Below are 14,895 nucleotides of genomic sequence, written 5' to 3'. Positions count from 1 at the left end.
GTGGGCGGGACGGGGGCCGGTCCGTACGCTGACCCCGGTGTCCACCAACTCTCCCCCCGCCCGGCGCCGCTCCGCCGCCCGCACCCTGCTGCGGCTGTGGCCCTACGTACGTCCGGTGCGCGCACGCTGGTTCGCGGCCGCCGCCATCGCGGTCGTCGCCTCCTGTCTCGGTCTGGTGATCCCGCTCGTCCTGAAGTGGATGGTCGACGGCCCGGTGGCCGCACGCGACCCGGCCGGGGTCTGGCTGGGCGCGCTGTACCTGCTGCTGATCGGGGTGGCCGAGGCGCTGCTGTTCGGCATCAGGCGCTGGCTGGTGGCCCGTCCGCTGGCGGGTGTGGAGGCGGGCATGCGCGCCGACCTCTACCGGCGCCTCCAGCGGCTCCCGGTGGCCTTCCACGACCGCTGGCCCTCGGGCCAGCTGCTGTCGCGGGGCACCGGCGATCTGATGCTGGTGCGGATGTTCCTCGCCTTCCCTCTGACCTTCCTGCTGGTCAACGGCGTGACGATCGTCGTCGGGGTGGGGATCATGCTGGTGCAGGACTGGGTGCTCGGCCTGGTCGTGCTCGGTCCCGCCGTGCCGCTGCTGTGGGTCTGCGTGGTCGTGGAGCAGCGGTACGCGCACGCGGCCCGGCGGGCGCAGGACCAGGTCGGGGACCTGACCACGCTGGTCGAGGAGAGCGTGCTCGGCATCCGGGTCGTCAAGGGCTTCGGGCGCCACCTCAGCCAGGCGCGCGCGTTCCGCCGTACGGCGCTGATGCTGCGGGACACCGAGCTCGGCAAGGCGCGGCTGCTGGCCGTCATCTGGGCGGTCATCGTGGCGCTGCCGGAGGTGGCGATCGGGGCCGCGCTCGTGCTGGGCGTACTGCGGGTGGCGGACGGCGCGCTGTCGGCCGGCACGCTGGTCGCTTTCCTCAGCACGGCGCTGGCGCTGCGCTGGCCGGTGGAGTCCATCGGCTTCCTGCTGGCGATGTGCCAGGAGGCGGCGACGGCCACGGAACGGTACTTCGAGGTGCTGGACGAGCGTCCCGAGGGCGAGGCGGAGACGCGTACCCCCGCCGCCCCCGAGCCCGGCGAACGCGGCCTCCGCTTCGAGGGGGTGGGTTTCCGCCATGCCGACGCCGCCCCCGACGCCCGCCCGGTGCTGGACGGGGTCGACCTGCACATCCGCCCCGGCGAGTCGATGGCGCTCGTCGGCGCGACCGGCAGCGGCAAGACCACGCTGACCTCGCTGGTCCCCCGCCTGCACGACGCCACCTCGGGCCGCATCACCCTCAACGGCGTGGACATCACCGCGCTGCCCCGCGAGGAACTGCGCGCCCGGGTCGCCGTCGCCTTCGAGGAGCCCACCCTGTTCTCCACCAGCGTGGCGGAGAACGTCCTCATGGGCGCCGGGGAGAACGCGGGCCGGGAGGAGCTGGACCGGGCGCTCGCCGTGGCGCACGCCGACTTCGCGCACGCCCTGCCCGAGGGCCCCGACACGCGCGTCGGCGAACAGGGCCTCAGCCTGTCCGGCGGCCAGCGGCAGCGGCTCGCTCTGGCCCGCGCGGTGGCCGGGCGGCCGGAGTTCCTGGTGCTGGACGACCCGCTGTCCGCGCTCGACGTGCACACCGAGGCGGCCGTGGAGGCGGCGCTGCGCCGGGTGCTGGCCGACACCACCGCGCTGATCGTGGCCCACCGCCCCTCCACGGTGCTGCTGGCCGACCGGGTCGCCCTGCTCTCCGGCGGCCGGATCACCGCCGTGGGCACCCATCACGAACTGCTGCGCACCAACGCCGAGTACGCCCATCTGATGTCCGGCGGCCCGCGCGAGGCTCCCGAGGAACCCGAGGATTCCCGATGACCACCACGACGTCCGCCGCCCCCACCACGGACGACGACCTGCCAGGACCAGAACGCGGGCAGGACTCCGGCGACCCCTTCGACCGAGACGTCCTGCCCACCCCGCCCGGCGCCACGGCCGCGCTGCTGCGCTCGCTGCTCGCCCCGCGCCGGGCCCGCGTCGCGCTCACCGTGCTCCTGCTGCTGCTCCAGCAGGCGGCGGCGCAGACCGGCCCGCTGCTGGTGGCGTACGCCATCGACACCGCCGTACCGGCCGTGCGCCGGCACGACCACGGGCCACTGCTCGCGGTGGCGGCGGGGTACGCGCTGTGCGCGCTGGCCTCCGGCGGACTGCAGTACGCGTTCATCCGGGCGTCCGCCTGGGTCAACCAGGACGTGCTGCTGGACCTGCGCGGCCGGATCTTCCGGCACGCGCAAGCGCTCAGCGTGGACTTCCACGAGCGCTACACCTCCGGCCGGCTGATCTCCCGCTCCACCACGGACGTGGAGGCGCTGCGCGAACTCCTCGACGAGGGGCTCCAGGAGCTGGTCACGGTGGTGCTGTCGTTCGTGTACATCTCCGCCCTGCTGCTCTGGCTCGACCTGGGCCTCGGCGCGGTCGCGGTCGCCTCGTTCGTGCCGCTGTACCTGCTGGTGCGGCGCTATCAGCGGCGCGCGCAGGAGGTGTTCGCCGCCCGTTCCACGGCGATCGCGGCGCTGATCGTGAAGTTCGTCGAGACGATGAACGGCATCCGCCCGGTGCGCGCCTTCCGCCGCGAGGCCGCCAACGACGCCGAGTTCGCCACGCTCAACCGGCACCACGAGCGCAGCAACGGCGACTCGCTGCTGGAGATGGCGCGGTACGTGGTCGGGTCCCGGCTGGTCGCCAACACGGCGGTCGCCGGGATCGTGCTGTGGGGCGCCTACCGGGTGGCCTCCGGCACCCTGGCCCTCGGTGTGCTGGCGGCGGCGGTGCTGTACCTGCGGCGGCTGTACGACCCGATCGACCGGCTGGGGATGTTCCTCAACTCCTACCAGTCGGCGGCCGCCTCGCTGGAGAAGATCGCCGGCCTGCTGGCCCAGGTCCCGTCCGTGCCCGAGCCCGCCGAGTCCCGCGAACTCCCGCCGCTGAAGAGCGACTTCCCCGGCCGTGAGGTCGTCTTCGACGGGGTGCGGTTCGCCTACCGCACCGGCGGCGAGGTGCTGCCCCGCTTCGACCTGACGCTGCCGGCCGGGCAGACCGTCGCCGTGGTCGGCTCCACGGGCGCGGGCAAGTCGACGCTGGCCAAGCTGCTGGCCCGGTTCTACGACCCGACCGAGGGCTCCGTCCTGCTCGACGGGGTGGACCTGCGCGAGCTGGCGCTGCCCGAACTGCGGCGCGGGGTGGTGATGGTGACCCAGGAGGCGTTCCTGTTCTCCGGCACGGTCGCGGACAACATCGCCATCGGCCGGCCCGAGGCCACGCGGGAGGAGATCGAGCACGCGGCGAAGGCCATCGGCGCCCACGAGTTCATCAGCGCGCTGCCCGACGGCTACGACACCGACGTACGCAAGCGCGGCGGCCGGATCTCCGCGGGTCAGCGCCAACTGGTGGCCTTCGCCCGGGCGTTGCTCGCCGACCCGGCGGTGCTGATCCTGGACGAGGCGACCAGCTCGCTGGATGTGCCCGGGGAGCGGGCGGTGCAGCGGGCGATGACGACCGTGCTGCGCGGTCGTACGGCGGTGGTGATCGCGCACCGGCTGTCCACGGTGGAAATCGCCGACCGGGTGCTGGTGATGGAGCACGGCCGGATCGTCGAGGACGGGCGCCCGGACCGGTTGATCGCCGGTTCCGGTAGGTTCTCCGAGCTGCACAAGGCGTGGCGGGACAGTCTGGCTCAGTGACGGCCGGTGGAACGGGGGCAGGATGATCGACGCGTACGGAGATCCCGGCATACCTGATACGCGCGGCGGCTGGCGCTATCTGTGGTGGCTGGCGCTGCGCCAGCCGGGGCGCTCGCTGGCCGGCGCGGTGTTCGGCTCGGCGTGGCTGGTGCTGATGGCGGCCCAGCCCTACCTCCTGTCGCGGGCGGTGGACGACGGGCTGGTGCCGGGAAGGCTCGGGGTGCTGGCCGCCTGGACCGGGGCGATGTTCGCGGCCGGGGTGGGCTGCGCGTGGCTGAGCATCATGCGGCACCGCACCATGACGCGGGTGCGGATGGACGCCAACTTCCGCACGGTGAAGCTGGTGGTGGAGCACGCGGCCAGGCTGGGCGCCGCGCTGCCGCGCCGGGTGGGAGCCGGTGAGGTCGTCACCGTGGGGGTGGGCGATGTGCAGACCCTCGCGCAGGCGCTGACCGTGATGGGGCCGGGCGTCGGCTCGGTCGTCGTCTACTCGGTGGTGGCCGCCCAGCTCCTCACAATCTCCGGCCCGGTGGCCGCCGTGGTGCTGCTGGGCGTGCCGGTCATCGCGCTGCTCACCGGCCCGCTGACCCGCCGCCTCCAGGGCACCGAGACCGAGTACCGGGAGCGCCAGGGCATCCTCACGGCCCGCATCGGCGACCTCGCCGGGGGCCTGCGGGTCCTGGGCGGACTCGGCGGCAAGTCGCTGTTCGCGGACGCCTTCGCGCGGGACTCCGGGCGGCTGCGGGAGCAGGGCTACCGGGTGGGCGCGGTGACGAGCTGGGTGCAGGCGCTCGGTCTCGGCCTGCCGACGCTGTTCCTGGCCGCGGTGACCTGGCTGGCGGCCCGGCTGGCCGCCCAGGGGGCGATCACGGTGGGCGAGCTGGTCTCGGTGTACGGGTACGCGGCGGTGCTGATCGGCCCGGTCGCGTTCTTCGTGGAGATGAACTACGACCTGAACCGCGCGGTGGTGGCCGCCCGCCGGGTGGTGGCCCTGCTCCGGCTGGAGCCCGAACCGGACGACGGCACGCTGACCGCCCCCGGGCACCCGGCCGAGCTGCACGACCCCGCTTCGGGCGTGCGGGTGGCGCCGGGCCGGCTGACCGCGCTGGTCGCGGCCCGCTCCGCCGACACCACCGCCGTGGTGGACCGCCTCGGCCGGTACGGGCCGACCGACGCGCTGTGGGGCGGTGTACGCCTGGACGCGGTGCCGCTGGCCGAGGTGCGCGAGCGGGTGCTGGTCGCGGACAACGAGGCCGACCTGTTCGCCGGACCGCTGCTGGAGACGGTGTCCGCCGGGCGCCTCGCGGACGAGGCGGCGGTGCGCCGGGCGGTGCGGGCTGCGGTCGCCGAGGACGTCGTACGGGGGCTGCCCGACGGGCTGGACACGGTGGTGTCCGGGCAGGGCCGCAGCCTCTCGGGGGGCCAGCGGCAGCGGGTCCGGCTGGCGCGGGCACTGCTGGCCGACCCCGAGGTGCTGCTCGCCGTGGAGCCGACCTCGGCGCTGGACGCGCACACCGAGTCGGCGGTCGCGCACCGGCTGCGCGAGGCGCGGGAGGGCCGTACGACGCTGGTGACGTCGACCTCGCCGCTGCTGCTGGACGTGGCGGACACGGTGCTGTTCCTGGTCGACGGCAAGGTGGCCGCGAGCGGTCCGCACCGGCTGCTGCTGGACCGCGAGAAGGGCTACCGGGCGCTGGTGGCGAGGGACTTGGGCGACGGGGAGGTCTCGCGGTGACGACGGACACGGGAGCGCTGCCGGTCGCGGACCGGCGCACGGTACGGCGGGCCGCCGCCCGGCTGGTGCGCGCCGACGGGCGGGCCTTCGCGGCCGCCCTGGCCCTGAACGCCCTGGCGGCCGGTGCGGGCATCGTGGGCCCCTGGCTGGTCGGCCGGATCGTGGACGAGGTCCGGGCCGGGCGCGGGGCCGCCGCGGTGGACCGGCTCGCGCTGTGGATTCTGCTGTGCGCGCTGGCCCAGCTGGTGCTGGCCCGCTGGGCGCGGTACGTGGCGCACCGGTTCGGGGAGCGGACGCTGGCGCGGGTGCGCGAGACGTTCGTCGAACGGCTGCTGGGGCTGCCCGCGTCGGTGGTCGAGCGGGCCGGCACCGGCGACCTGACGGCGCGCGGCACGGCGGACGTGGCGACGGTCGGCACCACGCTGCGGGACATCGGCCCGGAGCTCCTGGTGTACGCGGTGCAGGCGCTGTTCGTCCTCGGCGCCGTGTTCGCGCTCAGCCCGTGGCTGGGCCTGTTCGGGCTGCTCGGGCTGACCCCGGTGTGGCTGGCGGTGCGCTGGTACCTCCGGCGGGCGCGTGACGCCTATCTGGCCGAGGGCGCGGCGACCTCGGCGGTCGCGGAGATCGTGGCGGCCACGGCGGCGGGCGCCCGCACGGTGGAGGCGTTCCGGCTGCGGAAGGCGCGTACGGCGGCGAGCCGGGAGGCGCTGGAGGTCTCCCGGCGCAGCCGCTACCGCACACTGGGCCTGCGGACGGTGTTCTTCCCGTCGGTCGAGATCTCGTACACGATCCCGGTGGCCGGGGTGCTGCTGGTCGGGGGCTGGCTGCACGGGCGCGGGCTGATCGGGCTCGGGGCGGTGGTGGCCGGGGCGCTGTACATGCGGCAGTTCACCGATCCGCTGGACATGGTGCTGATGCGGCTGGAGCAACTCCAGTCCAGTGGAGCCTCCTTCGCCCGCGTGGAGGGCATCGCCGAGGCACCGCGCGCCCCGGTGGACCCCGCGCGGAATCCGGCGGACGACCGGATCGAGGTGCGCGGGGTGCGGTACGCGTACGAGCGGGGCGGTGAGGTGCTGCGCGGGGTGGACCTGACGGTCCGGCCCGGTGAGCGGCTGGCGGTGGTGGGCGCGTCCGGTGCGGGCAAGACCACGCTGAGCAGGCTGCTGGCCGGCATCGACGCACCCGCCTCCGGCTCGGTCACGGTGGGCGGGGTCCCGGTGGCGGAGCTGGAGCCCGCGCGGCTGCGCCGCCAGGTGGTGCTGGTGACCCAGGAGCACCATGTGTTCCTCGGCTCGGTGCGGGACAACCTGCTGATCGCCGAACCCGGCGCCACGGACGAGGAGCTGTGGCGGGCGCTGGTGGCCGTGGGCGCCGACGGCTGGGTGCGGGAGCTGCCCGAGGGGCTGGACACCGGGCTCGGCCAGGGCGGCCGGGTGACCGACGGTTCCCAGGCGCAGCAGCTCGCGCTGGCCCGCGTGGTGCTGGCCGACCCGCACACCCTGATCCTGGACGAGGCGACCGCCCTGCTCGACCCGGCCACCGCCCGGCACACCGAGCGGGGTCTGGCGGCGGTGCTCGCGGGCCGCACGGTGATCGCCATCGCGCACCGGCTGCACACCGCGCACGACGCGGACCGGGTCGCGGTGATGGAGGACGGCCTCGTCACCGAACTGGGCACGCACGACGAACTGGTGGCGGCGGACGGCGCGTACGCGGCGCTGTGGCGCACCTGGCACGGGGACGGCGGGACGGTCTGAGGACCCTCGACACACCTGTTCAACACTGCTCAACACGGCTGCAATAAAGGCGAGTTGGTACGGAAGGCGCACCTTCCGGCCAACTTCCCGATGCGCTCCTGACAGGCCCCCCGCTCCCCTGTCACTCTTCCCACGACCGACTCACAGCGACCGCACAGCGCTCACGCGTCCCGCGCCACCCCGCGCCCGCACGCGCAGCACGCACCGCCCTGTTCTGCCCCGGACGCCCCATCCCACCGTCCGGTCTCCCTCGGCCGCGCGACCGGCGGCCACGCAGAAGGAGTCAGTGTTGAGCAGCAGCCCCCGCACCAACCCCGCCCGCAGACGCCGCTCCCCGCGCCGCCGCACCGCCACCGTCGCCCTGGCCGGTGTCGCCGCGCTCATCGCCGCCGCCGTCCAGTCCGGCGCGGCGACCGCGGCTCCGGCCGAGCCCCGGCCGGGCAAGGCGAACCCCGCCCACAGCTCGGTACGCCTCACCGCCGCCCAGCGCGCCGGGCTGATCCGGGACGCCGACGCCGGCCGGGCGGACACCGCCCGTTCGATCGGGCTGGGCACTCAGGAGAAGCTCGTCGCCCGTGATGTCGTCAAGGACGGCGACGGCACCCTGCACACCCGCTACGAGCGCACCTACGCGGGCCTGCCCGTGCTCGGCGGCGACCTGATCGTGGACACCGCGCCCTCGGGCGCGACCAAGCGCGTGGTGAAGGCGTCCGGCGCCACGCTGAAGGTCGCCGGCCTCACCCCGGCCGTGCCGAAGGCCACGGCGGAGCGGCAGGCGGTGGCACGGGCGAAGAAGCTCGGCGGCACCAAGTCCGCCGCCGACAGCGTGCGCACGGTGATCTGGGCCGCCACCGGCAGGCCGGTCCTCGCCCACGAGACGGTGGTCGGCGGCCTCCAGGACGACGGCACCCCCAGCGAGCTGCACGTCATCACCGACGCCACCACCGGCGAGAAGCTCTACGAGTACCAGGGCGTCCGCACCGGCGTCGGCAACACCCAGTACAGCGGCCGGGTCCCGCTCACCACCACCCAGTCCGGCTCCACGTACACCCTGACCGACGGGGACCGGGGCGGCCACAAGACGTACAACCTCAACCGGGGCACCTCCGGCACCGGCACCCTGTTCTCGCAAGGCGCCGACACCTGGGGCAACGGCACCGTCTCGGACCCGGCGACGGCGGGCGCGGACGCGCACTACGGGGCGGCGGTCACCTGGGACTTCTACAAGGACACGTTCGGCCGCAGCGGCATCAAGAACAACGGCGTCGGCGCCTACTCGCGGGTGCACTACGGCAATTCGTATGTGAACGCCTTCTGGAGCGACTCCTGCTTCTGCATGACCTACGGCGACGGCTCGGGCAACGCGGACCCGCTGACCGCCCTGGACGTCGCCGGTCACGAGATGAGCCACGGCGTCACCTCCAACACGGCCGGGCTCAACTACTCCGGCGAGTCGGGCGGGCTCAACGAGGCGACCTCCGACATCTTCGGCACGGGCGTGGAGTTCTACGCGAACAACGCCTCGGACCCCGGCGACTACCTCATCGGCGAGAAGATCGACATCAACGGCGACGGCACTCCACTGCGTTACCTGGACAAGCCGAGCAAGGACGGCGCGTCCAAGGACAGCTGGTACTCCGGTATCGGCGGTGTCGACGTGCACTACTCCTCCGGCCCGGCGAACCACTTCTTCTATCTGCTGAGCGAGGGCAGCGGCGCCAAGGTGATCGACGGGGTCTCCTACGACTCCCCCACCGCCGACGGCCTCCCGGTCACCGGCATCGGCCGGGCCAAGGCCCTCCAGATCTGGTACCGGGCGCTCACCACCAAGTGGACCTCCACCACCAACTACTCGGGCGCCCGCACCGGCACCCTGGCAGCCGCCGGTGAGCTGTACGGCACCACCAGCGCCGAGTACACGGCCGTGCAGAACGCCTGGGCGGGCGTGGGGGTCGGCACCCGGCCCGGCGGCGACACGGGCACCTCGTACGAATCCACCACTCCGGTGGCGATCCCGGACAACGGTCCCGCCGTCACCTCGGACATCACGGTCTCCGGCAGGAGCGGAAACGCGCCAAGCAACTTGCGCGTGGCCGTCAACATCACCCACACCTGGCGCGGCGATCTGGTGATCGATCTGGTCGGCCCGTCGGGCACCTCGTACCGGCTGAAGAACTTCAGTTCCTCGGACTCCGGGGACGACGTGGACGAGACCTACACCGTCAACGCGTCGGCCGAACCCGCAAACGGCACTTGGAAATTGAAGGTTCAGGACCAGGCGGCTCAGGACAGGGGCACGCTCAACTCCTGGAAGGTCACCTTCCCGTAGACCACCCTTCCGCCGCCCCTCGCGGCCGGTGAACGGGTGCCGTCCGGAGGGTGAACAGCCCTCCGGGCGGCCCCCGTTCACACGCCCGCAACAACATCAAGACGCAAAGTTTCGGCCAACATCACCACAGGGTCATGACATGTACGCGTCCCTGGTGCCACGCTCTCCCCACCCGCCGCAGCACAGCGACTTCAGTACGCACCACCCGGCCAGTGACCCCACTCTGGCCGACGCCCCCACGTCAAGGAGCTACTGTGAGCCCCCTCTACGCGCGTCACAAGCGCACCTCGCTCGTCATCGCCACCGCCGTCGCCGCCGGTGCCCTCCTCTCCACGGGTCTGGCCTCCAGCGCGAGCGCCGAGAACAAGACCCTGGCCGCCGCCCCGACGCTGCTGTCGGCCTCGGCCCGCACCACGCTGATCCAGCAGGCGCAGTCCGCCGCCCCCGAGACCGCCCAGCGCATAGGTCTCGGCGCCAAGGAGAAGCTGGTGGTCAGAGACGTCGTCAAGGACGTCGACGGCACCGTCCACACCCGCTACGAGCGCACCTACGCGGGCCTTCCGGTCCTCGGCGGCGACCTCGTGGTGCACACCGCCAAGTCCGGCAAGGCCGAGGGCGTCACCAAGGCCACCAAGTCGGCCATCAAGGTGGCCTCGCTGAAGCCGCAGATCACTCCGGCCAAGGCGGAGAAGCAGGCCGTCGGCGCCGCGAGGACGCTCGGCTCCGCCAAGACCGAGTCGGACGGCGCCCGCAAGGTCATCTGGGCCGGCTCCGGCAAGCCCGTCCTCGCCTACGAGACGGTCGTCGGCGGTCTCCAGGACGACGGCACCCCGAACCAGCTCCACGTGATCACCGACGCCGCCACCGGCAAGAAGCTCTTCGAGTACCAGGGCGTCGAGAACGCGACCGGCAAGACGCTGTACTCCGGCACGGTCACCCTCAACTCCGTGCAGTCGGGCTCGACGTACCAGCTCACCGACAGCGCCCGGGGCAACCACAAGACCTACAACCTGGCCCGCAAGACGTCCGGCACGGGCACTCTGGTGTCCAGCACCACCAACGTCTTCGGCACCGGCACCGCCTCCAGCTCCTCCTCCGACCAGACCGCGGCCGCTGACGCCGCCTACGGCGCGGCGGAGACCTGGGACTTCTACAAGAACACCTTCGGCCGCAACGGCATCAAGAACAACGGCGTCGGCGCCTACTCCCGCGTCCACTACGGCAACGCCTACGTGAACGCGTTCTGGGACGACAGCTGCTTCTGCATGACGTACGGCGACGGCTCCGGCAACGTCGACCCGCTGACCTCGCTGGACGTCGCGGGCCACGAGATGAGCCACGGCGTCACCTCCAACACCGCGGGCCTGAACTACTCGGGCGAGTCCGGCGGCCTGAACGAGGCCACGTCCGACATCTTCGGCACTGGTGTGGAGTTCTACGCCAACAACGCCTCGGACCCCGGTGACTACCTCATCGGCGAGAAGATCAACATCAACGGCGACGGCACCCCGCTGCGCTACATGGACAAGCCCAGCAAGGACGGCGGCTCGGCGGACTACTGGTCCTCCTCGGTCGGCAGCAAGGACGTGCACTACTCGTCCGGCGTCGCCAACCACTTCTTCTACCTGCTGTCCGAGGGCAGCGGCGCGAAGACGGTCAACGGGGTCTCGTACAACTCCCCGACCTACAACGGCTCCACGGTCACCGGCATCGGGCGCGCCAAGGCGCTCCAGATCTGGTACAAGGCGCTGACCACGTACATGACCTCCACCACCAACTACAAGGCGGCCCGCACGGCGACGCTGAACGCGGCCTCCGCGCTCTACGGCTCCGGCAGCGCCGAGTACAACGCGGTGGCGGCGGCCTGGTCGGCGGTCAACGTCAGCTAGTGGTCCAGTAGTCGAGACTGGGCGCCCCCTGGGAAGGTGATCTTCCGGGGGGCGCCCTAGTCTGGTGCCCATGTCCTCGGCGCCCTTCACCTACGAGCCGGTCGGCGCTACCCGCGACGATCTCGCCGTCTGCCCGCCCGGCTTCCACCACCTCTTCTCCCGCACCCGGATCGGCGAGGGTCCGGACGTCTTCCGCCGGGCCACGGAGGCGGTCCTGACCTGGGAGATGCACCGGGCGATGGGCGTCGGCATGGAGACCACCGCCGAGCGCGCGACCCCCGGCACCGAGGTCACGGTCAGCCTCGCGGGTGTGATCAAGGCCCCCTGCCGGGTCGTCTGGGCCGCCGACGAGCCCCGCCGCGCGGGCTGGGCCTACGGCACCCTGCCCGGCCACCCCGAGGACGGCGAGGAAGCCTTCGTCGTCGAGCGCACCGGTGACGGCACGGTCTGGCTCACGGTCGCCGCCTACAGCCGCCCCGCCAAGTGGTACACCCGCACCGCCGGCCCCGTCGCCCGCGCCCTCCAGCACGCCTACGCCCGCAGATGCGGTGCCACCCTGAAGCGCCTGTGCGCGGACGAGGACGAGAGCTAGGGCGTCACGGCGAGCCGGCCGGGGGGCGAGCGGGACGGCACGCCCTCCGGCAGCGGACCCTCAGCGCAGCAGCACCCCCGCCGACTCCACCGCCTCCTCCGAAGGCGCGGTGACCAGGCCCGTCTCCGCCGTGGAGGCGAGGAGGCGGTGGGCGGGGAGGATGCGGACGGTGTAGCCGAAGGGGCCGGTGCGGTCGAGGAAGAGGGGGCCCTCGTAGAGCCAGCGGCCCTCCAGGTCGGGGTTGCCGACCGGCTTCAGCGGGTTCGTGCCCGCGTCGGTGATGCGGTCGCCGGAGTCGACCCGGCCGGAGACCACCTGCACCTCCACGTCGTCCGGGGTCAGCTCACCGAGCCCCACCCGCACCCGCAGCCCGACACTGGAGCCCAGCTCCGCCGTGGCGGTGGGCGCGGTGGTCTCCACGTGATCCACGCTCACACCGGGCCACGCGGCACGCACCCTCGCCTTCCACTCGGCCAGTTCGCGCGCGGTGTCCGGGGCGAGCGCGCGGTGGGCCTGGGCGGCCGGGGCGTAGAGGCGCTCGACGTACTCGCGGACCATGCGGCCGGCCAGCACCTTCGGGCCCAGCAGGGTGAGGGTCTGGCGGACCATCTCGATCCACCGGTCGGGCAGCGAGGCCCGGCCGCGCTCGTAGAAGCGGGCGGTGACCCGGCCCTCCAGGAGTTCGTACAGCGCGGCGGCCTCGATGTCGTCCCGGCGCTCGTGGTCGGTGGCCGCGCCGTCCGCCGTGGGGATGGCCCAGCCGAAGTCGGGCTGGAACCATTCGTCCCACCAGCCGTCCAGCACCGACAGGTTGAGACAGCCGTTCAGCGCGGCCTTCATCCCGGAGGTGCCGCACGCCTCCAGCGGGCGCAGGGGGTTGTTCAGCCAGATGTCGCAGCCGGGATAGAGCCTCTGCGCCATCCCCATGCCGTAGTCGGGCAGGAACACGATCCGGTGCCGTACCCGCGGGTCGTCCGCGAACCGCACCAGCTCCTGGACGAGCTTCTTGCCGCCGTCGTCCGCCGGGTGCGCCTTGCCCGCCACCACGATCTGCACCGGCCGTTGCGGATGCAGCAGCAGCTCGGTCAGCCGCTCCTTGTCCCGGAGCATCAGCGTGAGCCGCTTGTACGACGGCACGCGCCGGGCGAAGCCGATGGTGAGCACGTCGGGGTCGAGCACCCCGTCGATCCAGCCCAGCTCGGCGTCGGCCGCCCCGCGCTGCCGCCAGGAGGCGCGCAGCCGGGACCGTACCTCCAGCACGAGCTGTTCGCGCAGGGTGCGGCGCAGCTCCCAGATCTCCTGGTCCGGGATCTCCGCGACCGCGTCCCAGCGCTCGGACCCGCCGACGGTGAGCGCGTCCTCGGCCCGCTGCACGCCGAGCTGGCGCGAGCCGAGCCGCAGTACCTCGGGGGCGACCCAGGTCGGGGCGTGCACCCCGTTGGTGACCGAGGTGATCGGCACCTCGTCGGCGTCGAACCCCGGCCAGAGCCCCGCGAACATCTCCCGGCTGACCCGCCCGTGCAGCAGGGACACGCCGTTGGCCCGCTGGGCGAGGCGCAGCCCCATCACAGCCATGTTGAACAGACCCGCCTCCCCGCCCGGGTAGGTCTCGGTGCCCAGCGCCAGCACCCGGCGCGGGTCGAGCCCGGTCAGCTCGGCGTCGGGCCCGAAGTGCCGGGCGACCAGGTCCCGGTCGAAGCGGTCGATGCCGGCGGGCACGGGGGTGTGCGTGGTGAAGACCGTCCCGGCCCGTACGGTCTCCAGCGCCGCGTCGAAGTCCAGCCCCAGCCTGCCCAGTTCGGCGATGCGCTCCAGGCCGAGGAACCCGGCGTGCCCCTCGTTGGTGTGGAACACCTCCGGCTCGGCGTGCCCGGTGAGCCGGCAGTAGGTGCGCACCGCGCGGACACCTCCTATGCCGAGCAGCATCTCCTGCAGCAGCCGGTGCTCGCTGCCACCGCCGTAGAGCCGGTCGGTGACGCCGCGTTCGGCGGGGTCGTTCTCCTCCACGTCGGAGTCGAGCAGCAGCAGCGGCACCCTGCCGACCTGCGCGACCCAGATCCGGGCGTGCAGGGCCCGGCCGCCGGGCAGCGCGAGGGAGACGTGGGCGGGGGTGCCGTCGTCCTCCTTGAGCTGGACGAGGGGCAGCTCGTTGGGGTCGAGGACGGGGTAGTGCTCCTGCTGCCAGCCGTCGCGGGAGAGGGTCTGGCGGAAGTAGCCGTGCCGGTAGAGCAGTCCGACGCCGATCAGCGGAGCGCCCAGGTCGCTGGCGGCCTTGAGGTGGTCGCCGGCCAGGATGCCGAGGCCACCGGAGTACTGGGGCAGCGCCGCGGTGATGCCGAACTCGGGCGAGAAGTACGCGACCGCGGCGGGCAGCCCGTCACCCTGCTGCTGGTACCAGCGGTCGCCGGTCACGTAGTCGTCCAGGTCGTCGGCGACCGCGGTCAGCCGGCGCAGGAAGCGCCGGTCCTCCGCCAGCTCGGCGAGCCGCGCGGGGCTCACCCGGCCCAGCAGCCGTACCGGGTCGCCCTCGGCGGCGGCCCAGTGCTCGGGGTCGACGGACTGGAACAGGTCGCGCGTCTCCGCATGCCAGGACCAGCGCAGGTTGCGCGCCAGGTCGCTGAGCGGCCGGAGGGGTTCGGGGAGAACTGGACGGACGGTGAACCGACGGATCGCCTTCACATTCCACCTCGGACGCGTCGCATGGTGAGACGCACGGCGCTGTACGTCTCGTCGTCATTGTCGACGGTAGTGGTTACCGGGGCGTCACCGAGGACGCATCCGGGTGAAGCGGCCCGATTACGGCACATCAGGTACGCAGGGGAACGGAGCGCGGCCGAGGGGCACGGGGTGCGCAAGCGCCGGGAAGTGCCGGGAAGCACCGGAATTGGCCG

General features: G+C 73.0%; 8 protein-coding genes. 7 read left to right on the top strand and 1 reads right to left on the bottom strand.

What is annotated here, in order from left to right:
* Positions 1 to 37 precede the first annotated feature (37 nt).
* From E5082_RS04040 to E5082_RS04010, 7 genes are all read left to right on the top strand, one after another.
* Positions 38 to 1,840: an ABC transporter ATP-binding protein gene (locus E5082_RS04040; protein WP_135789869.1), complete on the top strand. Its 1,803-nt coding sequence runs from the start codon at positions 38 to 40 to the stop codon at positions 1,838 to 1,840.
* Positions 1,837 to 3,702, top strand: coding sequence for an ABC transporter ATP-binding protein (locus E5082_RS04035; RefSeq protein ID WP_135789868.1), 1,866 nt, complete (start codon positions 1,837 to 1,839; stop codon positions 3,700 to 3,702). The genes E5082_RS04040 and E5082_RS04035 overlap by 4 nt, the downstream gene beginning before the upstream one ends.
* A gap of 22 nt (positions 3,703 to 3,724) precedes the next feature.
* The gene (locus tag E5082_RS04030; protein WP_135789867.1) at positions 3,725 to 5,437 is read left to right on the top strand and encodes an ABC transporter transmembrane domain-containing protein; all 1,713 of its coding nucleotides are present in this window, start codon (positions 3,725 to 3,727) and stop codon (positions 5,435 to 5,437) included.
* Positions 5,434 to 7,194 (top strand): ABC transporter ATP-binding protein, encoded by a 1,761-nt coding sequence (locus E5082_RS04025; RefSeq protein ID WP_135789866.1) that lies wholly within the window; start codon positions 5,434 to 5,436, stop codon positions 7,192 to 7,194. The genes E5082_RS04030 and E5082_RS04025 overlap by 4 nt, the downstream gene beginning before the upstream one ends.
* A 286-nt stretch (positions 7,195 to 7,480) precedes the next feature.
* The gene (locus E5082_RS04020; RefSeq protein WP_135789865.1) at positions 7,481 to 9,523 is read left to right on the top strand and encodes a M4 family metallopeptidase; all 2,043 of its coding nucleotides are present in this window, start codon (positions 7,481 to 7,483) and stop codon (positions 9,521 to 9,523) included.
* Between the two features lie 254 nt (positions 9,524 to 9,777).
* Positions 9,778 to 11,412 carry a M4 family metallopeptidase gene (locus E5082_RS04015; RefSeq protein WP_135789864.1) on the top strand — a complete coding sequence of 545 codons (1,635 nt, stop codon included), beginning with the start codon at positions 9,778 to 9,780 and terminating at the stop codon, positions 11,410 to 11,412.
* A gap of 70 nt (positions 11,413 to 11,482) precedes the next feature.
* Positions 11,483 to 12,004 (top strand): DUF1990 family protein, encoded by a 522-nt coding sequence (locus E5082_RS04010; protein ID WP_135789863.1) that lies wholly within the window; start codon positions 11,483 to 11,485, stop codon positions 12,002 to 12,004.
* A 60-nt stretch (positions 12,005 to 12,064) separates the two neighbouring features.
* Here E5082_RS04010 and E5082_RS04005 read toward each other — a convergent pair whose 3' ends face one another.
* Positions 12,065 to 14,683, bottom strand: coding sequence for a glycosyltransferase family 1 protein (locus E5082_RS04005; RefSeq protein WP_135789862.1), 2,619 nt, complete (start codon positions 14,681 to 14,683; stop codon positions 12,065 to 12,067).
* Positions 14,684 to 14,895: the final 212 nt, after the last annotated feature.

The organism is Streptomyces griseoluteus, assembly GCF_004784465.1.
In the GTDB taxonomy this organism is placed as follows: Bacteria; Actinomycetota; Actinomycetes; order Streptomycetales; family Streptomycetaceae; genus Streptomyces; species Streptomyces griseoluteus.
This window is presented reverse-complemented; position numbering and strand designations above follow the sequence as displayed.

Bases quoted from the DNA above. Each gene is read 5' to 3' on its own strand.
- E5082_RS04030 (WP_135789867.1), top strand. From the start codon at position 3,725: ATGATCGACGCGTACGGAGATCCCGGCATACCTGATACGCGCGGCGGC.
- E5082_RS04010 (WP_135789863.1), top strand. From the start codon at position 11,483: ATGTCCTCGGCGCCCTTCACCTACGAGCCGGTCGGCGCTACCCGCGAC.
- E5082_RS04035 (WP_135789868.1), top strand. From the start codon at position 1,837: ATGACCACCACGACGTCCGCCGCCCCCACCACGGACGACGACCTGCCA.